The organism is Streptomyces sp. NPDC042100 (assembly GCF_055582325.1).
Genome location: NZ_JBVJDK010000009.1, coordinates 202,759 through 225,460, shown reverse-complemented (window position 1 = coordinate 225,460; position 22,702 = coordinate 202,759). Strand labels below are relative to the sequence as shown.

Sequence of the window (22,702 nt, the reverse complement as noted above, 5' to 3'; positions counted from 1 at the left end):
ACGGGACGGAACGCCGGCCGCGATGGCATTCAATCACTTACCGACTGCCATGCACGACGCCTTGGAAGCATTGTCCGTCACGCCGGTGACACACTCGATGCCGATGGCCAAGAATCACCGCCCCCGCCGACCCGCCGGGGAGACGGGCAACCGCCCCTCTCCCGGTCAGGTGCTCGACCGTCTCTCCACTGGCGAGAGCCGGGCCGCGCGCATCACCCATACGGAGCATCTGCCCGCCCGGGAGGGCCGCCATGCCGTCTGGCCGCACCGCATCCGCGCGGAGGTGATCGACGCCATCCGGACCGCCGGGATCGAGCACCCCTGGGCCCACCAGGCCGAGGCCGCGGAGCACGCCCTGGACGGCACCTCCGTGGTGATCGCCACAGGAACCGCCTCGGGCAAGTCGCTCGCCTACCTCGCCCCCGTGCTCTCCACCCTCCTGGACGGCGCCGAGGCCGCCAACGGGCGCGGCGCCACCGCCCTGTACCTGTCCCCCACCAAGGCGCTCGCCGCCGACCAGCGGCGCGCCGTACGCGAGCTCGCCGCCCCGCTCGGCAACCGGATCCGGCCCGCCGTCTACGACGGCGACACCCCGGTCGAGGAGCGAGAATGGGTCCGCCAGTACGCGAACTACGTGCTCACCAACCCCGACATGCTCCACCGGGGCATACTCCCGTCCCACCCCCGCTGGTCCTCCTTCCTGCGCTCCCTCCGCTACGTCGTCATCGACGAGTGCCACACCTACCGGGGCGTCTTCGGCTCCCACGTCGCCCAGGTCGTCCGCCGGCTGCGCCGCGTCTGCGCCCGTTACGGGGCCGATCCCGTCTTCCTCCTCGCCTCGGCGACCTCGGCCGACCCCGCCCACGCCGCCGCCCGCCTGACCGGCCTGCCGGTCACAGAGGTCTCCGACGACGCCTCCCCGCGCGGCGAACTGGTCTTCGCCCTCTGGGAGCCGCCGCTGACCGAACTGCACGGCGAACAGGGCGCCCCGGTCCGCCGCACCGCCACCGCCGAGACCGCCGACCTGCTGACCGACCTGACCGTCCAGGGCGTGCGCTCGGTCGCCTTCGTCCGCTCCCGGCGCGGCGCCGAGCTGATCTCGGTCATCGCGCAGGAACGCCTCGCCGAGGTCGACCGCTCCCTGGCCCGCCGGGTCGCCGCCTACCGGGGCGGCTACCTGCCGGAGGAACGCCGCGCCCTGGAGCGCGCCCTGCACTCGGGCGAACTCCTCGGCCTGGCCGCCACGACCGCCCTGGAGCTGGGCGTGGACGTCTCGGGCCTGGACGCCGTCGTCATCGCCGGCTACCCGGGCACCCGCGCCTCCCTGTGGCAGCAGGCGGGCCGCGCCGGGCGCTCGGGCGAGGGCGCGCTGGCGATCCTGGTCGCCCGCGACGACCCGCTGGACACCTTCCTGGTCCACCACCCGGAGGCGATCTTCCAGCGCCCGGTGGAATCCACGGTCCTGGACCCCGACAATCCGTACGTCCTCGCCCCCCATCTCTGCGCCGCCGCCGCGGAACTCCCCCTGACCGACACCGACCTCGCCCTCTTCGGCCCCGCCGTGCCGGACCTCCTCCCCCAGCTGGAGTCGGCCGGCCTGCTGCGCCGCCGCTCCACCGGCTGGTACTGGACCCGCCGGGAGCGGGCCGCCGACCTCACCGACATCCGGGGCGACGGGGGCAGCCCGGTCCAGATCGTCGAGACGGGCACCGGCCGGCTGCTGGGCACCGTCGACGAAGCCGCCTCACACGCCTCCGTCCACGAGGGCGCCGTCCACCTCCACCAGGGCCGCACCTACCTCGTCCGCGAACTCGACCTCAAGGACTCCGTCGCCCTCGTCGAAGAGGCCGCCCCGCCCTACTCGACCACCGCCCGCGACACCACCTCCATCTCCGTCCTGTCCACCGACACCGCGATCCCCTGGGGAGCCGGCCGCCTCTGCTACGGCTCCGTCGAGGTCACCAACCAGGTCGTCTCCTTCCTCCGCCGCCGCCTGATCACCGGCGAGGTGCTCGGCGAGACCAAACTGGACCTGCCGCCCCGCACCCTGCGCACCCGGGCCGTGTGGTGGACGGTCACCGAGGACCAGCTCGACACGGCCCGGATCAACCCCGAGATCCTCGGCGGCGCCCTGCACGCCGCCGAACACGCCTCCATCGGCATGCTGCCGCTCTTCGCCACCTGCGACCGCTGGGACATCGGCGGCGTCTCCGTCCCGCTCCACCCGGACACGCTGCTCCCGACCGTCTTCGTCTACGACGGCCACCCCGGCGGCGCCGGCTTCGCCGAACGCGCCTTCCACACCGCCCGCGCCTGGCTCTCCGCGACCCGCGAGGCCATCGCCTCCTGCGAGTGCGACTCCGGCTGCCCGTCCTGCATCCAGTCCCCCAAGTGCGGCAACGGCAACGACCCCCTCCACAAACGAGGCGCGATCCGCCTCCTCACCGAACTCCTCCGCGAGTCCCCGGAACCGCCCCCGGAGGAGCCCGCCCCCTCCCCGTAACCCCGAGCGGAGCCGAGGACCCTCGCCGGTCCGCCCGGCGGTCCGGGCCCGCCGAGAGGCCCCGGCCGTCACGCAGGCCCCCCGCCCCACCGAAGCCCGGCGGACCCGGCAGACCCGGCAGACCCGCAGGTCCGGCTCGGGAGGTGGACTCGACGGACCAGGGGCCGCCGGTCGCCCGGACCGTGACGTCCGCGATGTCCTCCCGGACCCGGCAGCCGACCACGGTGGCCCCCTGCGCCGCCGCCACCCGGGCAGCGGCGGCGCAGGCGTCGGCCTCACCCCACAGGGCCCGGTCGGCCGCGGCGAGGGCCGCCAGATCGGCCGCCCCGCCCGCCCGGTGCCGGGCCGCCACCGCCTGGCCCAGCGCCAGCACGGCCCCGAACACCACGCACAGGGCGCAGGCCGCGAACGCCGTCCACACGGTCGCCGATCCCCGGTCGCCGCCCCTCACGGCACCATCGCCTCCCCCACCGTGTCCTCGGCCAGCGCCGCCGCCCCGGCCCGGAGCGTCAGCCCCAGGCCGCCGGGGCCGGGCGCCGGGGCCTCCACCGTGACCCGCCACAGCTCGCCGGAGCGGGCCACGATGACCCTGGCCCCGTCCGGGGCGGCGGCCCGCGCCGCCGCCTCCGCCGCCTCCACCGGCTCGGACCGGGCCACCGCCCGCGCGCCGGCGCGGGCCGCGTCCACGCACCGGATCTGCGCCCCGGCCGCGCCCAGGGCCCACAGCAGGGTCGCCGTGAACAGCACCAGCGCGGGCAGCGCGACCGCGGTCTCGGCGGTCACCGAACCCCGGTCAGAACGGCGCATCGAGCGCCTTCCCGATCACCGATTCCAGCGCCTTCGTGACTGCCCCGCTGGTCAGCACCTTGTACAGCACGGCCGCGAACGCCGCCGCGGCGATCGTGCCCATCGCGTACTCCGTCGTGCTCATCCCCGCGTCCCGGCGCACCGCCTCCCGTCGCACCCGCCACCAGCCGCGGAACACGGCCCTGAAAGCGCCGATCCGCAGCAGCCGCACCACCGCCCGCCCTTCCACGAGGGGCACCCCAACCCCCACCGCATTCGTCGTCGCAGCCCCCGTCACAGACCCCGTCGCAGTCGTCATCGCAGCCCCCGTCACAGCCCCTGGCACGGTCGTCATCGCAGTCGTCGCAGTAGTCGTCGGCATTCGCATCGTGTCCGTCTCCTTGTCCTTCGTCGGTCGTCCAGTCGCATCGCACGCGTCGATCTCGCCGGTCGTGACACCTCCCTGCTTCGCCCTGGCCTTGGGCCTGGCCTTGGGCCTGGGCCTGGGCCTGGGCCTTGGCGCCCGCGTCCTCAGCCGCCGCCCAGAAGCCCGGTCGCCAGGCCGATGACCACCGGGGCCACCCCCACGGCCAGGAAGGCAGGGAGGAAACAGAGCCCCACCGGCGCGGTGATCAGGACCTGCGCCCGCTGGGCGCGGACCGCCGCCGCGCGGGCGCGGGCCGCGCGCAGGCCCTCGGCGTGCCGTGCCACCGCCTCGGCGGCGGGCGCCCCGGAGGAGGCGGCCCGCTCCAGGCAGCGGGCCAGGCCCTCCGCGCCCGGCAGCGCGCCGAACCTCCGCCACACCTCGGCCGGTTCCCCGCCCAGCCGCAGCTCCGCCGCCGTCCGGACCAGGCTGTCGCCGACGGGCCCGCCCAGGGACCGGCCCACCGCTTCCGCCGCCTCCCCCGGGCCCGCCCCCGCCGAGGCGCAGGCCGCCAGCAGGTCGGCCGCCAGGGGGAGCCGGCGTACGGTCTCCGGATCCTCCGGCGTCCCGCCCGCCGCCTTGCGAGCGCGCAGGTGCCTCAGCAGCCAGGCCGCTCCGATCCCGGCGGCGATACCCGGCACCCCGCCGATCAGCACGTACCCGCCCACACCCGCCGCCCCGGGAACGGCCCAGGCCCGCAGCCGGGGCGGCGGCCAGGAGCGGCGCGGTCGGGTCGGCCCTAACGCCGGTCCCGGAACCGGTCCCGGAACCGGTCCCGGATCAGAGCGGCCCGCGAGCAGCGCCGCGGCCCGGTGGCGCAGCCGCCGCTCACGGCGCTGGTCGGCCACCGCCGCGCCCGCCACCGGCACCAAGGCGCAGAGCAGCACGAGCAGCACCGTCACGGCTCCTCCCCCCGCCGCACGATCCGGGCCGCCCACCACAGGCCCAGGGCTTCCAGAGCCCCGCCGACGGCCAGGCAGCCGAGACCGGCGGGAGTGTGCAGCAGCACCCGCAGGGGCCGGGCGCCGAGGGCCGCCCCGAGGCCGAGTCCCGCGACCGGCAGCACCGCGAGGACCGCGACCGTCGCCCAGGCCCCGGCCAACTGGGCCCGCAGCCGCTCCCGCTGGTCCCGGTGGGCCCGCAGCGCGGCCTCCAGGCGGTCGAGCCCGGCGGCCAGTCCCGCGCCGCCGTCCACGGCCACCTGCCAGCAGGCCGCCAGCCCGGCGAGCCCGTCGGCGCCGTCCTGCCGCGCCGCCCGCCGCAACGCCCGGGGCACGTCGCCGCCGAACCGGGCCGCCGCCAGCACCGCCGCCTCCTGAGCGCCCAGCGCCCCCGTGGAGCGGGCCGCGAACGCGAGCGCCTGCGCGGGCTGCCAGCCCGCTCTCAGCTCGCCCGCGACCGCCCCGCACAGGGCCACCACACCGTCGGCGCGCGCCTCCCGCTCCCGCCTCTCCCGGGCCGCCCGCAGCCGCCGCCCCACCAGCGGCACCGCCGCCGCCCCCGCCAGCAGGGGCAACACCGAGGCGCCGAGCAGCGCCAGCAGCACCGCCAACGGCAGGCACAGCCACTCCGGCCGCCGCCGGGCCAGGTCCCGCCACCGCCCGAGGGCCGCGGGCCACAGGGCCTCGCCGCCGCCGGGCAGTGCCAGGACCGACCGGGCCCGGTGCAGCGCCCGCCGCCGCTCGGCCGTCCACCACAGCGCGCCGCACGCGCACAGCGCCGCCGCACCCTGGGCCGCGAGCCCTCCCGTGATCCCTGTCACCGTGCCGCCTCCCCGTCCGTCATGGCCGTTCCGATCAGCGACCGCAGCCGCTCCCAGCCCCGCTCCCGGCGGAAGCCGTCCGCCGCCCAGCGCAGCGCGGGCACCGTCACCACCAGCCCGTCCCGGTCCCGCGCGAGGACGTGGACCTCGGCGACGCGCCGCCGGCCCTCGCGGTCCCGCGCCAGGTGCAGCACCACCGAGAGCCCGGCGCCCAACTGGCTGTGCAGGGCGGCCCGGTCCAGCCCCGCCGCCGTGCCGAGGGCCTCCAGGCGGGCGGGGACGTCGGCGGCGGTGTTGGCGTGGACGGTGCCGCAGCCCCCTTCGTGGCCCGTGTTGAGCGCGGCCAGCAGATCGACCGCCTCCGGGCCCCTGACCTCGCCGACCACCAGCCGGTCCGGCCGCATCCGCAGCGCCTGCCGCACCAGGTCCCGCAGGGTCACCGCCCCGGCCCCCTCCTGGTTGGGCGGCCGGGCCTCCAGCCGCACCACGTGCGGGTGGTCGGGGCGCAGCTCGGCCGAGTCCTCGGCGAGGACGATCCGCTCCCGCTCGCCCACCAGGCCGAGGAGCGTGGACAGCAGGGTCGTCTTGCCCGAGCCCGTGCCCCCGCTGACCAGGAAGGAGACCCGGGCCTCGACCAGCGCCCGCAGCAGTGGCGCCCCGCCCGGCGGAACCGTGCCTGCGCGGGTCAGCTCGGCCACCGAGAAGGCGCGGGGGCGCACCACGCGCAGCGAGAGGCAGGTGGAGCCGACCGCGACCGGCGGCAGCACGGCGTGCATCCGGGTGCCGTCCGGGAGCCGCGCGTCCACCCAGGGCCGGGCGTCGTCGAGCCGGCGCCCGGCGACGGCCGCGAGCCGCTGCGCGAGCCGCCGCACCGCCGCCGCGTCGGGGAAGCGCACTCCCGTCCGCTCCAGTCCGGCGCCCCGGTCCACCCAGACCCGGTCGGGCGCCGAGACCAGCACGTCGGTGACGCGCGGGTCGGCGAGCAGCGGCTCCAGCGGTCCGGCGCCGATCAGCTCGCTCCGCAACTCCTCCGCCGCACCGAGCACTTCGGCGTCGCCGAGCAGGCGCCCTTGGGCGCGCAGCGCGGCGGCGACCCGGGCCGGGGTGGGTTCGGCGCCGCTCTCGGCGAGCCGCTGCCGCACGGCTTCGAGGAGCCCCGCCCCGCTCACGCGGCACGCTCCGGCGTGAGGACCCGCTCCCAGAAGGCCGTGCAGAAGCGGCCGAGTCCGCCCCGGGCGTCGGCACCGGGCGGCGGGTCGCCGTCGCGGGCCGCCGACAGCCCCGGGTCATAGGGGAGTTCACCGGCGAGGGGGAGGCGGAGGGCGTCGGCGATCCAGCGGTCGTCGAGCCCGGGGGCGTACGGTCCGCGGACCACGGCGCGCAGGTCCCGCAGCACCATGCCGACCGTCGACGCGACCCGGTGCGCGGCGGCGACCGCCCGCAACTCACCGGGGACCAGCAGCAGTCCGAGGTCGAGCTGGGCGAGGGCCTCGGCGACGGCTCCGTCGACCCGGCGGGGCAGGTCCACGACGACCACTCCGCCGCGCCTGCGGGCGGCGGCGAGCACCGAGCGCATGGCCGCGGGCGGCACGGTGACGGAGTCGCCCCGGTCCCAGCTGAGCACCCGCAGTCCCCGCACCGAGGGCAGGGACTCCTCCAGGGCTCCGCCGGCCAGCCGCCCCTTCGAGGCGGCGAAGTCGGGCCAGCGCCTGCCTTCCTCCCGCTCCCCGCCGAGGAGCACGTCGAGTCCGCCGCCGAGCGGATCCCCGTCGACGAGGAGGGTGCGCCGTCCGGCCCGGGCGGCGCCGAGGGCGAGGGCGCAGGCGAGGGTCGAGGCCCCGGCGCCACCACGTCCGCCGATGACGCCGACGGTCAGCGCCTGCGTGCCGGTCCCCTCGGCCGCGTCGGCGATGCGGTCGACGAGCCGGGTCTCGTCGCCGGGCAGCGTCAGCACCTCGTCCGCGCCGAGCTCGACGGCGCGCCGCCACACGCCCGGATCGTCGGGGCCGCGGCCGACGAGCAGCACGCCCTGCCTGCGGGTGGCACCCCGGCAGCGGGCCGCGGCATCGTCGCCGACGAGGACGAGCGGCGGATCGGTCCAGCCGCCGCGCTCGGGCACGGTGTGGTGCACCTCCGCCTCGGCGCCCGCGGCGGCGCAGAGCCGCAGCAGGTCGTCGAGGAGGGCGAGATCCTCGGTGACGATCAGCGGCCGCGGAGCCTTGGCCCCGCCATCCGGCCCGTCCCGCCCCGACCGGCCGGCCGCGCCCGCCCCCCGATCCCGCCCACGCTCCCGATCCCGGCCCCCGTCTCGTCCCCGATCTCGCTCCCGCCCACGCTCCCGCTCGCGATTCCGGTCCTGAATCCCGTCCCGCTCCCGCGCAAGGCCCCCACCGGCCTCCCGGTCCCGCTCCCGCCCGCCGCCGAACCCTCGGCCCCGCTCCTGCTCCCGCTCCCCCTCTCCGCCCGAACCCGCACCCATGCCCGAACCGGCGCTCTCCGGCGTTCCGGAAGCCTTCGATCCCTCCACGGCACACACCCCTCACGTGAATCCTGCGGTCCGCGAAGTTCGCGGCCGGAATCACGGTGACGCCGACTCGGAAATCGTGTGGATCTTGCTCGAAAACTGTGGATAACCCGGGGCTTGTGAATAACTTCGTCACCCAAACCGGGACTGCCCGGAGCGCACCGCTCCGACTACGCTGAGTAGCGAAATCGGGATGCGAGTCTCCGCCCGGCCCTCGCCGGGCCACGGGCCGAGAGGAGGCGGGAAAGTAGTGGAAGGACGGACCAAAACATGTCCGGACATGCGACGACCCCAGCCGGGGGGGAGAGCTGGGGTCGTCTCTCCGGCCGACTCGGGGGGGGAGGAGCCGGACCGGGTTAGCACGGTCGCGAACGATCCGTGACTTCCATGGTGTACCCGAGAGCCTTCTCAGGCAAACCCACGCGCCCCAGCGTACGCCGAATGGCGGGCACCTATGCTCGGGCTCGTGGAAAACCACTCGATGCCGCGCGCAGCCGCCTTCTTTGACCTGGACAAGACGGTCATTGCGAAGTCCTCGACGCTGACCTTCAGCAAGTCCTTCTACCGGGGCGGACTGATCAGTCGCCGAGCCGCGCTGCGGACGGCGTACATCCAGTTCGTGTTCCTGGTGGGCGGAGCCGATCACGACCAGATGGAGCGGATGCGCGAATATCTTTCCGCCCTCTGCAAAGGCTGGAACGTCGCGCAGGTCAAGGAGCTCGTCGCCGAGACCCTGCACGACCTGATCGACCCGATCATCTACGACGAGGCCGCCTCGCTCATCGAGGGCCACCACGCGGCCGGCCGCGACGTCGTGATCGTCTCGACCTCGGGCGCGGAGGTCGTGGAGCCCATCGGGGAGATGCTGGGCGCCGACCGGGTCGTGGCCACCCGGATGGTGGTGGGTGAGGACGGCTGCTTCACCGGCGAGGTGGAGTACTACGCCTACGGCCCGACCAAGGCCGAGGCGGTCCGGGAGCTGGCGGAGTCCGAGGGCTACGACCTCTCCCGCTGCTACGCCTACAGCGACTCGGCGACCGACCTGCCGATGCTGGAGTCGGTGGGCCACCCGTACGCCGTGAATCCCGACCGGACGCTGCGGCGCGAGGCGACCGCGCGGGACTGGCCGGTGCTGGTCTTCGACAAGCCGGTCCGGCTGAAGCAGCGCCTGCCGGAGTTCCGGATGCCGCCCCGCCCGGCCCTGGTCGCCGCCGCGGCCGTCGGAGCGGCCGCGGCCACCGCCGGCCTCGTCTGGTACGCCAGCCGCCGCAAGCACGCCGCGGCGGCCCAGGCGGCGAAAGCCGCGAAGGAAGCAGCGAAGACCGCCGGACTTGTCGATCGCTTTGCCCGGATTTGAGAAGAACGCAAAGAAGCGGAATCAGGACTTTCGCTTCCACCCGGACAGGAGTAGAAAGGAATCAGGCCCGCGAGACCTAGGACATCCGAGAGGATCACCTGTTGAGCATCACGGCCCCACGGACCTAAGTACGGAAACCCGGCACCCACGCGACGTCGACCCTTCGATTAAGGGCCAGCCGCACCAGGCGATGGGCAAAGTCCCCGCCTGATGGGCACATATCGAGGACGCTTGGTAACTGGGCGGACGTGCCAGCGGCGGTACCGCTCCTTGGTACCGCCGCAACCCCTGCTCAGACCCTGTTCAGCCCCCGTCCAGGCCCTGAGCGCCCCCCGCCCCCACCCAGGCCCCGCTCGGGGACGGACGAGGGCGGGCGATCAGGCCGCGCCGCGCTGCAACGCCTCGCAGACGGCCGTCGACTCCCGGACCCCCAGCTCCACCGCGCGCCCGCAGTGCGCGATCCAGGCGCCCATGCCCTCCGGGGTGCCGGACAGATAGCCCTCGAAGGCCGCGGCGTAGGCGGCCCGCCCCAGCTCCGCGTGTCCGACCTCGGCCGGGCAGATCGCCTTCGGGTCCAGGCCGCTGCCGATCAGCACGATCCGCTCCGCGGCCCGGGCGATCAGGCCGTTGCGCGAGGTGAAGGGGCGCAGCGCCAGCAGCTCGCCGTGTACCACGGCGGCGGTGACCAGGGCGGGGGCGCTGCCGCCCGCGATGATCAGGTCCGCGAGGCCGTCCAGCCGGCCCGAGACCTCGGCCGGGTCCGGCAGCGGCGCCTCGATCAGTGGCTCGTCGACGGGCTCGCCGACCTGGCGCGGGCGGCCGGTGGTCTCGCGCGGGTCGCCCTCGGCGACGAGGTGCAGCCGGGCGAGGACCCGCAGCGGCGACTGGCGCCAGATCGACAGGAGCTGCCCGCACTCCGCGCCGAGCCGCAGGGCGGCGCCGACCGTGCGGGCCTCCTCGTCGCCGGAGAAGTCGGTACGCCGCCGGACCTCCTCCAGGGCCCAGTCGGCACCCGAGAGGGCGGCCGAGCCGCGCGCCCCACGCAGGGCCGCCTCGGCGGTGATCTCGTTGCTGCGGCGGCGCATCACACGGTGGCCGTAGACCCGGTCGACAGCCTTGCGTACGGAGTCCACCGAGTCGGCGACGCCCGGCAGGGAGCCGAGGGCGGCCAGGGGGTCAGAGGCGTGCGTACTCATAAGTAGGGAGGCTACGCGCCCGGGGCCGCCGCCCCACCTTGGAGTGGTCTTCTTCACGCACTTCGACCACGGGGTGCGAGGAAGCCGCTACGGTAGGTGAACATGAAGATCGCTTTCGTGGGGAAGGGCGGCAGCGGCAAGACGACGCTGTCCTCGCTCTTCATCCGACACCTCGCCGCCGCCGACGCCCCGGTCATCGCGGTGGACGCCGACATCAACCAGCACCTCGGAGCGGCGCTCGGCCTCTCCGACGAGGAGGCCGCCGCGCTGCCCGCGATGGGCGCGCACCTGCCGCTGATCAAGGAGTACCTGCGGGGCTCCAATCCTCGGATCACCTCCTCGGACACGATGATCAAGACGACCCCGCCCGGGGAGGGTTCGCGGCTGCTGCGGGTCCGCGAGGAGAACCCCGTCTACGACGCCTGCGCGCGGGCCGTCGCCCTCGACGACGGCGGGATCCGGCTGATGGCGACCGGCCCGTTCACCGAGTCGGACCTCGGGGTGGCCTGCTACCACTCGAAGGTCGGCGCCGTGGAGCTGTGCCTCAACCACCTGGTGGACGGGTCCGACGAGTACGTGGTGGTGGACATGACCGCCGGTTCGGACTCGTTCGCCTCGGGCATGTTCACCCGCTTCGACATGACGTTCCTGGTCGCCGAGCCGACCCGCAAGGGCGTCTCGGTCTACCGCCAGTACAAGGAGTACGCGCGGGACTTCGGGGTCTCGCTGCGGGTGATCGGCAACAAGGTGCAGGGTCCGGAGGACGTGGACTTCCTGCGCGACGAGGTCGGCGACGACCTGCTCGTGACGGTCGGCCACTCCGACTGGGTGCGCGCGATGGAGAAGGGCCGCCCGCCCCGCTTCGAGCTCCTGGAGGCCGCCAACCGGATGGCCCTGCAGGCCCTGCAGAACGCGGCGGACGACTCGTACGCCCACCGCGACTGGGAGCGGTACACCCGCCAGATGGTCCACTTCCACCTGCGGAACGCGGAGAGCTGGGGCAACGCCAAGACCGGGGCCGACCTGGCGGCGCAGGTCGACCCCGGTTTCGTCCTCGACGAGGCCTTGGCCACGCCCCAGCCCAGCTGAGGCCGGGACGCCCGGGACACGGGGCCCGGGCGCACCGGCCGAAGGCCCGCGCGGCCCCGCCCCCGGGGCCGCCCTCCGGGGCCGGCCCCGCGCCACAGGGCCGGTCCCGGAGGCGCATGGAAGGCGTGGGTCAGGGGCGCGCGGCCGGCTGCTTGGCCGGGGCCGGGGCGCCCGCGGGGGCGGCCGGCTGCGCGGCCAGGAAGGTCTTCCAGCCGCCCTGCGGCGCCTCGCCCACCTTCAGGGTGCGCATCTTGGCGACGACCGCCGGGTCCTGGGCGTCGAGCCAGTCGGCGAGCTGGCGGAAGGAGACGCACTTGACGTCCTTCTGCACGCAGACCGTGGCGATGGTGTCCTCGATGGCGCGCATGTACGTGCCGCCGTTCCAGGACTCGAAGTGGTTGCCGATGATCAGCGGCGCGCGGTTGCCCCGGTAGGAGCGCTCGAAGGCCTGCACCAGGCCGTCGCGCATCTGGTTGCCCCAGTACTCGTGCTGGGACGGGTCGCCCTGGGTCGTACCGGACTGGTTCACCAGGAAGTTGTAGTCCATCGACAGGGTCTGGAAGGCGCGGCCCGGGACCGGGACGAGCTGCATCGACAGGTCCCACAGGCCCAGGTCCTTCTTGGGCCAGATCTGGTCGTTGACGCCGCTGGTGTCATAGCGGAAGCCCAGCTGGGCGGCGGCCTGCACGAAGTTCGCGCGGCCCTCCAGGCAGGGCGTGCGGGCGCCGACGAGCTCCTTGTCGTAGTCGAACGGGAGCGGCTTCTCCTCCTTCAGGCCCGCGTTCGTCTTCCAGTTCTTGACGAAGGACTTGGCCTGCCTGATCTCGCTCTTCCACTCCTCGACGGACCAGGTGCCGACGCCCCCCTCCGCGCCGCAGAAGTGCCCGTTGAAGTGGGTGCCGACCTCGTTGCCCTCCTCCCAGGCGCCGCGCAGCTCGCGCACGGTGTCGCGGATGCCCTGGACGTCGTTGAAGCCGATGTCGGAGCGGCCCGCGGAGTGCTGGGGCGGGTCGTACATCTGACGCTTGGACTCGGGCAGCAGGTAGACGCCGCTGAGGAAGTACGTCATCTTCGCGTCGTACCGCTTGCCCACCTTGCGGAAGTGGGAGAAGAGCTTCTGGCTGTCCTCGCCGGCGCCGTCCCAGGAGAACACCACGAACTGCGGCGGTTCCTGACCCGGCTTCAGGCGCTGCCAGACCGGCTGGTCGGGCTGCTTGCCGGTGTAGGCGGTGGAGCCGTCGCCGATCAGCCGCACCGCGCTCTCCGGGGCCGCGGCCGGCGCCTTCTTGGCGCCGGCGCCGCCCTGCCCGCCGGGGCGGGCCGCGTCGCCGGAGCCCGAGCAGCCGGCCAGGCCGGCGGTCAGGGCGACGGCGAGGGCGCCGACGGCGAGCACCCTCCTGGGCGCACGGACAGGGTTCCTTCTCCCGGCGGCTGACATCCGCCCCACCTCTCCTCGGTTCCTCGGATTTGCGTACAAGCGGCGTCAACGTCGCACCAGAGGGACCGAAGAGCGTCAACGACAAGCGGCATATCTACGTTCTGTCACTGGATCCAGTGATTCATTGCCCTATTTGCCCTGAAAATAATGCCGGAGTCTTTACTCACCATTACCATTCATTTACCGTGCGTCATCAGCCGCGCCGGTGTCCCGCCGCTGCACCCCGCACGAGCCGCGACCACGCTGCCCCGGAGGAGACGGGAACATGACCCTCTGCCCCCCTGCCCGTACGACCACGACCAACCGGCCCCGCGCCCAGCGGCCCCACGGCCCGCCGGACGGGCCGCCCCGGCGCTTCCGCATCGCGGGCGCGGACGTCTCCGCGTCGATCGCCGTCTTCCTGATCGCCCTGCCGCTCTCCCTGGGCATCGCCCTCGCCACCGGAGCCCCGCTCCAGGCCGGACTGGTGGCCGCCGCCGTCGGCGGCATCGTCGCCGGCCGGCTCGGCGGCTCCCCGCTCCAGGTCAGCGGCCCCGCCGCCGGCCTGACCGTCGTCACCGCCGAGCTGATCCAGCGCTACGGCTGGCGGACCACCTGCGCCATCACGGTCCTCGCCGGACTCGCCCAACTCGGCCTCGCCGCCCTGCGAGTGGCCCGGTCCGCGCTCGCCGTCTCGCCCGCCATCGTGCACGGGATGCTCGCGGGCATCGGCGTCACCATCGCCCTCGCGCAGCTCCACATCGTGCTCGGCGGCACCCCCCAGAGCTCCGCCGTGGACAACGCCCTCGGACTGCCCGCGCAGCTGGCGGACGCCTCCGCCGCCGCGCTCGTCGTCAGCGGCCTGACCATCGCGCTGCTGCTGCTCTGGCCGCGCCTGCCCGGACGTGCGGGCCGGATCCTGCGCACGGTGCCCGCCGCGCTCGCCGCGGTGGCCGCCGCCACGGCAGTCACCGCGCTCGCCGGACTCGGCGTGCCCCGGGTGGACCTGCCGTCCTGGAGCAGTCACGCGCTGCCCGGCCTGCCGGAGGGCCCGGTCCTCGGCATCGCGGCCGGGGTCCTCACCATCACGCTGGTCACCAGCGTGCAGTCGCTGCTGTCCGCGGTCGCCGTCGACAAGCTGGCCGCGAAGCGCGCCGGCGCCACCGGCACCGCCGCCCCCCGCTCCCGGCTCGACCGCGAACTGGCGGGCCAGGGCGCGGCGAACATGGTGTCCGGGGCGCTCGGCGGGCTGCCGGTCGCCGGAGTCGCGGTCCGCAGCGTGGCGAACGTGTCGGCCGGCGCCGTCAGCCGCAACTCCTCGATACTGCACGGCCTGTGGATCGTCCTCGCCGCGCTCCTGCTCGTCCCCGTCCTCGACCTCATCCCGCTGCCCGCGCTGGCCGCCCTGGTGATGGTCGTCGGCGTCCAGATGGTCAGCATCACGCACATCCGCACGGTCACCCGTCACCGTGAAGTCCTGGTGTACGCGGTGACGGTGGCCGGAGTCGTGTTCGTCGGCATCCTGGAGGGCGTGGCCCTCGGGATCGCCGTGGCGGTCGCCGTCGCCATGCACCGGCTGGCCCGCACCCGGATCACCCGCGAGGAGCGGGACGGGCGGCATGTGGTCCGCATCAGGGGCCAGTTGACCTTCCTCGCGGTGCCTCGGCTGAGCCGGGCCCTGCACCAGATCCCGCCGGGCGCCGACACGGTGGTCGAGCTGGACGGCTCGTTCATGGACCACGCGGCGTTCGAGGCGCTGCACGACTGGCAGTCCTCCCACGTCGCCCACGGCGGCACGGTGGAGACGACCGGCCCCGGCGGCGGCCGGATCGCGGAGCCCGCGCCGCCCGGCCGGGCCGCCGCGGAGCCCGGGGCGGGGGCGGGCTCCCGGGGCGCCGCCGCCCGCTCCGGCGCGCACGCGCTGGGCGGCCAGCCCTGCTGCCGCCCCTGGACCCCCTGGCGCAACCACCAGTGCGACGAGCGGCCCCCGGCCGGCGGGACCGGTGGGACCACCGGGCAGCGGCTGGCCAGCGGCATCGGCGCCTTCCAGCGGAACACCGCGCCGCTGGTCCGCGACGAGCTGGCCCGGCTGGCCCGGGAGGGCCAGCGCCCCTCGCAGCTCTTCCTGACCTGTGCCGACTCCCGCCTGGTCACGAGCATGATCACGTCCAGCGGCCCCGGCGACCTGTTCACCGTGCGCAATGTGGGCAATCTGGTCCCGCTGCCCGGCGAGGAGAGCGGGGACGACTCCGTGGCGGCGGCGATCGAGTACGCGGTGGAGGTGCTGCGGGTCGAGTCGATCACGGTCTGCGGCCACTCCGGCTGCGGCGCCATGCAGGCCCTGCTGAACAGCGATCCCGCCGCCCCGCCGAGCCCGCTGCGCCGCTGGCTGCGGCACGGGCTGCCGAGCCTGGAGCGGATGGCGAGCCGCCGGCACGCCTGGGCGAGGATCGCGGGACGCCTCCCGGCCGACGCCGTCGAGCAGTTGTGCCTGACCAACGTGGTGCAGCAGTTGGAGCACCTGCGGGCGTACGAGCCGGTGGCGCGGCGGCTGGCGGACGGGACGCTGACGCTGCACGGGATGTACTTCCACGTGGGCGAGGCCCAGGCGTATCTGCTGGCCGGTACGGACGAGGTGCACAGCTACGACGACGTGTTCAACCACGTGCCCCCGGGGGCGGCTTCGGGGACGCGGCCCGAGGCGGCTCCGGGGACGGTTTCGGGGACGCGGCCGCCGGAGCCCGTCCGCGCGTCCTGAACCATCTGTTCCGTTCTCGCGTGAAAGTGTGTGGCCCCCGCTTCCTTCCGCTCGGGAGGCGGGGGCCACCGCCACGTGCGCACTCACAGGTCTACACCAATTCCCCGGAGGCTCTTGTCACCCGGGCATCCGCCTGATGAGCTATGACACGGGACACACAGGCACATAGGGACGCCCTGGGAAAGGGAGATGTCGTGAGCAACGAATCCTTGGCCAATCTGCTCAAGGAAGAGCGCCGTTTCGCGCCGCCGGCCGCGCTGGCCGCGAACGCCAACGTGACGGCGGAGGCGTACGAGCAGGCCAAGGCGGACAGGCTGGGCTTCTGGGCCGAGCAGGCCAAGCGGCTGAGCTGGGCCACCGAGCCGACCGAGACCCTCGACTGGTCGAATCCGCCGTTCGCCAAGTGGTTCGCCGACGGCGAGCTCAACGTCGCGTACAACTGCGTCGACCGGCACGTCGAGGCCGGCAACGGCGACCGCGTCGCCATCCACTTCGAGGGCGAGCCGGGCGACAGCCGCTCGATCACCTACGCCGAGCTCAAGGACGAGGTCTCCCGGGCGGCCAACGCGCTGACCGAGCTGGGCGTCGCCAAGGGCGACCGGGTCGCGGTCTACCTGCCGATGATCCCCGAGGCGGCCATCACGATGCTGGCCTGCGCCCGCATCGGCGCCGCCCACTCGGTCGTCTTCGGCGGCTTCTCGGCCGACGCCGTGGCCTCCCGCATCCAGGACGCCGACGCCAAGCTGGTCGTCACCGCCGACGGCGGCTACCGCCGCGGCAAGCCCTCGGCCCTGAAGCCCGCGATCGACGAGGCCGTGGCCCGCTGCCCGCAGGTCGAGCACGTCCTGGTGGTCCGCCGCACCGGCCAGGAGACCGCCTTCACCGAGGGCCGCGACGTCTGGTGGGACGACATCGTCGCCCGCCAGTCCGCCGAGCACACCCCGGAGGCCTTCGAGGCGGAGCACCCGCTCTTCATCCTCTACACCTCCGGCACCACCGGGAAGCCGAAGGGCATCCTGCACACCTCCGGCGGCTACCTCACCCAGGCCAGCTACACCCACCACGCCGTCTTCGACCTCAAGCCGGAGACCGACGTCTACTGGTGCACGGCCGACATCGGCTGGGTCACCGGCCACTCGTACATCGTCTACGGCCCGCTCTCCAACGGCGCCACCCAGGTGATGTACGAGGGCACCCCGGACACCCCGCACCAGGGGCGCTTCTGGGAGATCATCCAGAAGTACAAGGTCAGCATCTTCTACACGGCGCCGACCGCGATCCGGATGTTCATGAAGTGGGGCGACGACATCCCCGCCAAGTTCGACCTGTCCTCGCTGCGGGTCCTCGGTTCGGTCGGCGAGCCGATCAACCCCGAGGCGTGGATCTGGTACCGCAAGAACATCGGCGCCGACAACTGCCCGATCGTGGACACCTGGTGGCAGACCGAGACCGGCGCGATGATGATCTCGCCGCTGCCCGGCGTCACCGAGACCAAGCCCGGCTCGGCGCAGCGCGCGCTGCCCGGCATCTCCGCCACCGTCGTCGACGACGAGGCCAACGAGGTGCCGAACGGGGGCGGCGGCTACCTGGTCCTCACCGAGCCGTGGCCGTCGATGCTCCGCACCATCTGGGGCGACGACCAGCGGTACGTCGACACCTACTGGTCCCGCTTCGAGGGCACGTACTTCGCCGGCGACGGCGCGAAGAAGGACGAGGACGGCGACATCTGGCTGCTCGGCCGGGTCGACGACGTCATGCTCGTCTCCGGCCACAACATCTCCACCACCGAGGTCGAGTCCGCGCTCGTCTCCCACCCGGCCGTCGCCGAGGCCGCCGTGGTCGGCGCCGCCGACGCCACGACCGGCCAGGCCATCGTGGCCTTCGTGATCCTGCGCGGTTCGGCCAGCGAGGACGACGCCCTCGTCGCCGAGCTCCGCGACCACGTCGGCAAGACGCTCGGCCCGATCGCCAAGCCCAAGCGCGTCCTGCCGGTCGCCGAGCTGCCCAAGACCCGCTCGGGCAAGATCATGCGCCGGCTGCTGCGCGACGTCGCCGAGAACCGCGAGCTGGGCGACGTCACCACCCTGACGGACTCCTCGGTCATGGACCTCATCCAGACCAAGCTCCCGGCCTCCTCCAGCGAGGACTGAGTCCTCCCGGGGCCTTCCCGGCCCTCCCGGGCTTTCCGGGGCCTTCCGGGGCCTTCCGGCCGTACGCAGGCGCCCGTCCCGCAGCACGCGGGGCGGGCGCCCGCGCGTTGTCCACAGGCTGGGGACGGGTTTGTCCACAGATGCCGGGCGCTCACATGCCCGACGCCGGTTATGCACCTAAAGTGAAGATCACCGGACACCACCGCGCACCGTTAGGTAAAGTAAGGATCGCGTCAGTGACGCGACAAGAACATCTAGGTGCGCCGGGAAGTCTGGTCGGCATGTGCTTCGTCCTGCCCACCGACCGGAGGTTCTCACCGTGCCCGCGCCCGAGCCCACCACCACCGACCGCAAATTCCTCGGCCGGCTGTCGCTCCCGGAGCGCCGCTATCTCGCCGACGCGCTGCGCACCGAGACCGTCGGCGGCGTCCTCCTGCTGCTCGCCGCCATCGCCGCGCTCGTCTGGGCCAACACGCCCCTGAAGGACAGCTACGCGACGATCCGCGACTTCCACATAGGCCCGGCAGCCCTCGGCCTCGACCTCTCGATCCAGCACTGGGCCGCCGACGGCCTGCTCGCGATCTTCTTCTTCGTCGCCGGCATCGAGCTCAAGCGCGAGCTCGTCGCGGGCGAGCTGCGCGACCCCAAGGCCGCCGCGCTCCCCGTCATAGCCGCCGTCTGCGGCATGGCCGTGCCCGCCCTGGTCTACACGCTGGTGAACGTGGCGGGGAACGGCTCCCTCGACGGCTGGGCGGTGCCCACGGCCACGGACATCGCCTTCGCGCTCGCCGTCCTCGCCGTCATCGGCACCTCGCTGCCCTCGGCCCTGCGCGCCTTCCTGCTCACCCTCGCCGTCGTCGACGACCTGTTCGCCATCCTGATCATCGCGGTCTTCTTCACCAGCGACCTGAACTTCGCCGCCCTCGGCGGCGCCTTCGCCGGACTCGCCGTCTTCTGGCTGCTGCTGCGCAAGGGCGTCCGCGGCTGGTACGTGTACGTCCCGCTCGCCCTGGTCATCTGGGGCCTGATGTACAACAGCGGCGTCCACGCCACCATCGCCGGCGTCGCCATGGGCCTGATGCTGCGCTGCACCACCCGCGAGGGCGAGGAGCACTCCCCCGGCGAGCACATCGAGCACCTGGTCCGGCCGATCTCCGCCGGTCTCGCCGTGCCGCTGTTCGCCCTGTTCTCCGCCGGCGTCACCGTCTCCGGCGGCGCCCTCGGCGACGTCTTCACCCAGCCCGTCACCCTCGGTGTGGTGCTCGGCCTGGTCGTCGGCAAGGCCGTCGGCATCTTCGGCGGCACCTGGCTCGCCGCCCGCTTCACCAGGGCCTCGCTCAACCCCGAGCTGGTCTGGCCGGACGTCTTCGCCGTCGCCTCCCTCGCCGGCATCGGCTTCACCGTCTCGCTGCTCATCGGCGAGCTGGCCTTCGTCGACGACCCCGCGCTGATGGAGGAGGTGAAGGCCTCGGTCCTGGTCGGCTCGCTGATAGCCGCCGCGCTCGCCTCCGTCCTGCTGAAGCTGCGGGTCCGCAAGTACCAGGCGCTGATCGCGGAGGAGGAGCGCGACGAGGACCAGGACGGCATCCCGGACATGTACGAGGAGGACAACCCCGCGTTCCACCTCCGGATGGCGGAGATCTACGAGAAGAAGGCCGCGGAGCACCGTCAGCGCGCCGAACTGGCGGGGGCATCGCGCGACGAGGCCGACCGTCCGGCATGATCTGAGGCGGACCGTTACAGGAGAAAAGGGAGCAGCGATGAGCGACCCGTTCGACGGAGCCGAGCGCAGCCTCGGCCAGCTGGTCGCCTCGGCGACCGCCGAGATGTCCGCCCTGGTGCACGACGAGATCGCCCTGGCGAAGGCGGAGATCAAGCAGGACGTCAAGCGCGGCGCGATCGGCAGCGCGGCCGGCCTGGTGGCCGTGGTGGTGCTGCTGTTCTCGCTGCCCCTGCTGAGCTTCGCGCTCGCCTACGGCATCCAGGCGTGGAGCCACTGGCACATCTCGGTCTGCTTCCTGCTCTCGTTCGCGGCGAACGTGCTGCTCGCGCTGCTGCTCGGGCTCGTGGCGTACGCGAAGTTCCGCAAGGTGAAGCCGCCGGAGAAGTCCATCGCCTCCGCCAAGCAGACCGCGGCGATCATGGGGAACGTCAAGCCGCACCCCCGTGCCGAGGTCGCCGCGGCGCGGGACAAGGCCGCGGCTGTGGCACGCTCGTCCGTATGACCGTCCCTGAGAGCAGCAGCGGCAGCGGCGCCGGAGGCCCGGTGCGGATCGAGGGTCCGTGGACCCACCGAGACGTGGCGGCCAACGGCGCCCGGTTCCACATCGCCGAGATGGGCGACGGGCCGCTGGTGCTCCTGCTGCACGGCTTCCCGCAGTTCTGGTGGACCTGGCGGCACCAGCTTCCCGTGCTGGCCGAGGCCGGCTTCCGGGCCGTGGCGATGGACCTGCGCGGCGTGGGCGGCAGCGACCGCACCCCGCGCGGTTACGACCCGGCCAACCTGGCGCTCGACGTCACCGGCGTGATCCGCTCGCTCGGCGAGCCGGACGCGGCGCTCGTCGGGCACGACCTGGGCGGCTACCTCGCCTGGACGGCGGCCGTGATGCGGCCGAAGCTGGTGCGGCGGCTCGTGGTGTCCTCCATGCCGCACCCGCGCCGCTGGCGCTCGGCGATGCTCTCGGACTTCGCGCAGTCGCGCGCCGGCTCCCACGTCTGGGGCTTCCAGCGCCCCTGGCTGCCGGAGCGTCAGCTCGTCGCGGACGACGCGGCGCTGGTGGGGCGTCTGATCGAGGACTGGTCCGGGCCGCACCCGCGCTCGGCGGCGGACGGGGACGCCCTCGACGTCTACCGGCGGGCGATGCTCATCCCGTCGACCGCGCACTGCTCGATCGAGCCGTACCGCTGGATGGTGCGCTCGCTGGCCCGCCCGGACGGCGTGCAGTTCAACCGGCGCATGAAGCGGCCGGTACGGGTGCCCACGCTGCACCTGCACGGCTCGCTCGACCCGGTGACGCGGACGCGTAGCGCGGCCGGTTCCGGGCAGTATGTGGAGGCGCCCTACCGGTGGCGGCTCTTCGACGGGCTGGGGCACTTCCCGCACGAGGAGGACCCGTCGGCGTTCTCCGCGGAGCTGGTCAACTGGCTGAAGGATCCCGAGCCGGACCGCTGAGGCGCGGGCTTCCTGCCATGTGCCCGGCGCATACGCCAATTGGCGGGCCCTCAGGCGGTTACCGACCTTGGGCCCCGGGCAGACGTCCCGGTATGGGCTGGACGCACGACTACGGTGACACCGCACGCGACCGCCGCTCGATCGGCGGCACCGAGGCCCCGGAAGGGGGCGGCATGCGAGAGCACGGCCGCGCGCATCCCGCGCGGGACGTGGGCATCTCGCGCATCCTCCGGCGGCGGGCCCGCTGGGTCTCCGCCCGGCTGCGCCACCCCCGTACGTAGCGGGCCTGGGGCGCCGGCACCACCCGGCGCACCCGGCTCACTCGCCTCCCCCGGCTCCCCCGCTAGAGGGCGCATCCCTGGGTGTCGACCTGCTGGTTGGCGGCGCGGCCCTGGGCGATGTCGCCCTTGATCTCGTCGACGGTCAGCGCGTAGCCGGTGTCCGCGTCGTCGAGGGAGCGGGCGAAGATCACGCCGTACACCTCGCCCTCGGGGGTGAGCAGCGGGCCGCCGGAGTTACCCTGTCGGACCGTCGCGTACAGCGAGTACACGTCCCTGCGTACCTCGCCGCGGTGGTAGATGTCGGGGCCCTTGGCGCTGATGCGGCCGCGCACGCGCGCCGAGCGCACGTCGTAGGAGCCGTTCTCCGGGAAGCCGGCCACGATCGCGTTGTCGCCGCTCCGGGCGTCCTCGTCGGTGAACCGGAGCGGCTTCGCGTCGAGGTCGGGCACGTCGAGGACGGCGATGTCGCGCTTCCAGTCGTAGAGCACGACCTTGGCGTCGTAGAGCTTGCCCTCGCCGCCTATCTGGACGGTCGGCTCGTCGACCCCGCCGACGACATGGGCGTTGGTCATGACCCGGCGGTCGGAGAAGACGAAGCCGGTGCCTTCGAGGACCTTGCCGCAGCTCGGGGCGGTGCCGACGACCTTCACGATGGAGCGCTGGGCACGGGCGGCCACCGGGCTGCCCGCGAGCGCCGGGTCGGGCGGCCGGACCTCGGTGATCGGCTCGTTCGCGAAGGGGCTGAAGACCTGCGGGAAGCCGTTCTGCGCGAGGGTCGAGGTGAAGTTCGAGAACCAGGTCGACACCTGAGCGGGCATCAGGCGCTCGACGCCGAGGAGCACCTTGGAGCTGCGCACCTCCTTGCTCACCGTCGGCATCGCCGTGCGGGCCAGCATGGAGCCGAGCAGCCAGGCCACCAGCAGCATCGCCAGGACGTTGACCAGGGCGCCGCCGGTGGCGTCGAGGGCGCGCGCGGGGGACCAGGTGATGTGCCGGCGCAGCTTGTTGCCCAGGTGGGTGGTGAAGGCCTGGCCGACGGAGGCGCAGACGATGACCACGACCACGAAGACGATGGTCGCCGTGGTCGTGACCTGGCTGCGGTCGGTCAGCGCGTTCCAGGCGACCGGGAGCAGCAGCACGGCGACGAGGCCGCCGCCGAGGAAGCCGATCACCGACAGGACGCCGACCACGAATCCCTGGCGGTAACCGATGATCGCGAACCACACGGCGGCGAGCAGCAAGAGGATGTCCAGCACGTTCACCGTCAGTAGCCTCGCAGATTG

At 73.8% G+C, this 22,702-nt stretch carries 19 protein-coding genes; 9 read left to right on the top strand and 10 right to left on the bottom strand.

Annotated elements, in window-relative coordinates; all coding sequences use genetic code 11:
- The first annotated feature begins 22 nt into the window (after window positions 1-22).
- Window positions 23-2,503, top strand: coding sequence for a DEAD/DEAH box helicase (locus ACZ6J5_RS21925; RefSeq protein WP_469393933.1), 2,481 nt, complete (start codon window positions 23-25; stop codon window positions 2,501-2,503).
- Here the strand turns inward: ACZ6J5_RS21925 and ACZ6J5_RS21920 are convergent.
- The 7 genes from ACZ6J5_RS21920 to ssd all read right to left on the bottom strand — a co-directional run bounded on the left by ACZ6J5_RS21920 (window position 2,442) and on the right by ssd (window position 7,681).
- A complete protein-coding gene (locus ACZ6J5_RS21920; protein WP_469394206.1) occupies window positions 2,442-2,888 on the bottom strand; it encodes an Rv3654c family TadE-like protein in 447 nt (148 codons plus the stop codon). The two genes, ACZ6J5_RS21925 and ACZ6J5_RS21920, sit on opposite strands and share 62 nt — an antisense overlap.
- Before the next feature lie 62 nt (window positions 2,889-2,950).
- Complete coding sequence (locus ACZ6J5_RS21915; protein WP_469393931.1) at window positions 2,951-3,310, bottom strand: TadE family type IV pilus minor pilin; 360 nt, start codon at window positions 3,308-3,310, stop codon at window positions 2,951-2,953.
- Window positions 3,297-3,524 (bottom strand): DUF4244 domain-containing protein, encoded by a 228-nt coding sequence (locus ACZ6J5_RS21910; RefSeq protein WP_469393929.1) that lies wholly within the window; start codon window positions 3,522-3,524, stop codon window positions 3,297-3,299. The genes ACZ6J5_RS21915 and ACZ6J5_RS21910 overlap by 14 nt, the downstream gene beginning before the upstream one ends.
- A 296-nt stretch (window positions 3,525-3,820) precedes the next feature.
- Entirely contained in the window at window positions 3,821-4,606 is a 786-nt protein-coding gene (locus ACZ6J5_RS21905; RefSeq protein WP_469394204.1) for a type II secretion system F family protein, read from the bottom strand.
- 5 nt (window positions 4,607-4,611) lie between these two features.
- Window positions 4,612-5,475 (bottom strand): type II secretion system F family protein, encoded by an 864-nt coding sequence (locus ACZ6J5_RS21900; protein WP_469393927.1) that lies wholly within the window; start codon window positions 5,473-5,475, stop codon window positions 4,612-4,614.
- The gene (locus ACZ6J5_RS21895; protein WP_469394202.1) at window positions 5,472-6,689 is read right to left on the bottom strand and encodes a TadA family conjugal transfer-associated ATPase; all 1,218 of its coding nucleotides are present in this window, start codon (window positions 6,687-6,689) and stop codon (window positions 5,472-5,474) included. Before ACZ6J5_RS21895 ends, ACZ6J5_RS21900 begins: the two co-directional genes overlap by 4 nt.
- Window positions 6,641-7,681 carry a septum site-determining protein Ssd gene (ssd, locus tag ACZ6J5_RS21890; RefSeq protein WP_469394200.1) on the bottom strand — a complete coding sequence of 347 codons (1,041 nt, stop codon included), beginning with the start codon at window positions 7,679-7,681 and terminating at the stop codon, window positions 6,641-6,643. The genes ACZ6J5_RS21895 and ssd overlap by 49 nt, the downstream gene beginning before the upstream one ends.
- Before the next feature lie 772 nt (window positions 7,682-8,453).
- Between ssd and ACZ6J5_RS21885 the strand changes: the two genes are divergently transcribed.
- Window positions 8,454-9,356 carry an HAD family hydrolase gene (locus tag ACZ6J5_RS21885; protein ID WP_469393925.1) on the top strand — a complete coding sequence of 301 codons (903 nt, stop codon included), beginning with the start codon at window positions 8,454-8,456 and terminating at the stop codon, window positions 9,354-9,356.
- A gap of 377 nt (window positions 9,357-9,733) precedes the next feature.
- On the opposite strand, the gene ACZ6J5_RS21880 is transcribed toward ACZ6J5_RS21885, so the two are convergent.
- The gene (locus ACZ6J5_RS21880; RefSeq protein WP_469393923.1) at window positions 9,734-10,552 is read right to left on the bottom strand and encodes a Fic family protein; all 819 of its coding nucleotides are present in this window, start codon (window positions 10,550-10,552) and stop codon (window positions 9,734-9,736) included.
- Between the two features lie 102 nt (window positions 10,553-10,654).
- On the opposite strand from ACZ6J5_RS21880, the gene ACZ6J5_RS21875 reads away from it, so the two are divergent.
- Window positions 10,655-11,641, top strand: coding sequence for an ATP-binding protein (locus ACZ6J5_RS21875; RefSeq protein ID WP_469393921.1), 987 nt, complete (start codon window positions 10,655-10,657; stop codon window positions 11,639-11,641).
- 130 nt (window positions 11,642-11,771) lie between these two features.
- Here ACZ6J5_RS21875 and ACZ6J5_RS21870 read toward each other — a convergent pair whose 3' ends face one another.
- Window positions 11,772-13,079, bottom strand: coding sequence for a polysaccharide deacetylase family protein (locus ACZ6J5_RS21870; RefSeq protein WP_469393920.1), 1,308 nt, complete (start codon window positions 13,077-13,079; stop codon window positions 11,772-11,774).
- Window positions 13,080-13,344: 265 nt separating this feature from the next.
- On the opposite strand from ACZ6J5_RS21870, the gene ACZ6J5_RS21865 reads away from it, so the two are divergent.
- The 6 genes from ACZ6J5_RS21865 (at window position 13,345) to ACZ6J5_RS21840 (ending at window position 21,419) form a co-directional block, all read left to right on the top strand.
- On the top strand, window positions 13,345-15,816 hold the full coding sequence (locus ACZ6J5_RS21865; RefSeq protein WP_469393918.1) for a SulP family inorganic anion transporter: 2,472 nt from the start codon (window positions 13,345-13,347) through the stop codon (window positions 15,814-15,816).
- A gap of 143 nt (window positions 15,817-15,959) precedes the next feature.
- Entirely contained in the window at window positions 15,960-17,966 is a 2,007-nt protein-coding gene (gene acs, locus ACZ6J5_RS21860; RefSeq protein WP_469393916.1) for an acetate--CoA ligase, read from the top strand.
- Between the two features lie 319 nt (window positions 17,967-18,285).
- Entirely contained in the window at window positions 18,286-19,689 is a 1,404-nt protein-coding gene (nhaA, locus tag ACZ6J5_RS21855) for a Na+/H+ antiporter NhaA (protein ID WP_469393914.1), read from the top strand.
- A gap of 37 nt (window positions 19,690-19,726) precedes the next feature.
- Window positions 19,727-20,191, top strand: a complete 465-nt coding sequence (locus tag ACZ6J5_RS21850; RefSeq protein ID WP_362469540.1) for a phage holin family protein — start codon at window positions 19,727-19,729, stop codon at window positions 20,189-20,191.
- Window positions 20,188-21,138: an alpha/beta fold hydrolase gene (locus tag ACZ6J5_RS21845; protein ID WP_469393911.1), complete on the top strand. Its 951-nt coding sequence runs from the start codon at window positions 20,188-20,190 to the stop codon at window positions 21,136-21,138. The genes ACZ6J5_RS21850 and ACZ6J5_RS21845 overlap by 4 nt, the downstream gene beginning before the upstream one ends.
- A 92-nt stretch (window positions 21,139-21,230) precedes the next feature.
- Window positions 21,231-21,419: a hypothetical protein gene (locus tag ACZ6J5_RS21840; protein ID WP_469393909.1), complete on the top strand. Its 189-nt coding sequence runs from the start codon at window positions 21,231-21,233 to the stop codon at window positions 21,417-21,419.
- A 62-nt stretch (window positions 21,420-21,481) separates the two neighbouring features.
- On the opposite strand, the gene ACZ6J5_RS21835 is transcribed toward ACZ6J5_RS21840, so the two are convergent.
- Entirely contained in the window at window positions 21,482-22,681 is a 1,200-nt protein-coding gene (locus tag ACZ6J5_RS21835; RefSeq protein WP_469393908.1) for a MarP family serine protease, read from the bottom strand.
- Window positions 22,682-22,702 lie beyond the last annotated feature (21 nt).

What these genes read in the sequence shown, in the direction of transcription:
- ACZ6J5_RS21925 (WP_469393933.1), top strand. Translation starts at nt 23, where the DNA reads ATGGCATTCAATCACTTACCGACTGCCATGCACGACGCCTTGGAAGCA.
- ACZ6J5_RS21915 (WP_469393931.1), bottom strand. Translation starts at nt 3,310, where the DNA reads ATGCGCCGTTCTGACCGGGGTTCGGTGACCGCCGAGACCGCGGTCGCG.
- ACZ6J5_RS21885 (WP_469393925.1), top strand. Translation starts at nt 8,454, where the DNA reads ATGCTCGGGCTCGTGGAAAACCACTCGATGCCGCGCGCAGCCGCCTTC.
- ACZ6J5_RS21880 (WP_469393923.1), bottom strand. Translation starts at nt 10,552, where the DNA reads ATGAGTACGCACGCCTCTGACCCCCTGGCCGCCCTCGGCTCCCTGCCG.
- ACZ6J5_RS21875 (WP_469393921.1), top strand. Translation starts at nt 10,655, where the DNA reads ATGAAGATCGCTTTCGTGGGGAAGGGCGGCAGCGGCAAGACGACGCTG.
- ACZ6J5_RS21870 (WP_469393920.1), bottom strand. Translation starts at nt 13,079, where the DNA reads ATGTCAGCCGCCGGGAGAAGGAACCCTGTCCGTGCGCCCAGGAGGGTG.
- ACZ6J5_RS21865 (WP_469393918.1), top strand. Translation starts at nt 13,345, where the DNA reads ATGACCCTCTGCCCCCCTGCCCGTACGACCACGACCAACCGGCCCCGC.
- acs (WP_469393916.1), top strand. Translation starts at nt 15,960, where the DNA reads ATGACACGGGACACACAGGCACATAGGGACGCCCTGGGAAAGGGAGAT.
- ACZ6J5_RS21850 (WP_362469540.1), top strand. Translation starts at nt 19,727, where the DNA reads ATGAGCGACCCGTTCGACGGAGCCGAGCGCAGCCTCGGCCAGCTGGTC.
- ACZ6J5_RS21845 (WP_469393911.1), top strand. Translation starts at nt 20,188, where the DNA reads ATGACCGTCCCTGAGAGCAGCAGCGGCAGCGGCGCCGGAGGCCCGGTG.
- ACZ6J5_RS21840 (WP_469393909.1), top strand. Translation starts at nt 21,231, where the DNA reads ATGGGCTGGACGCACGACTACGGTGACACCGCACGCGACCGCCGCTCG.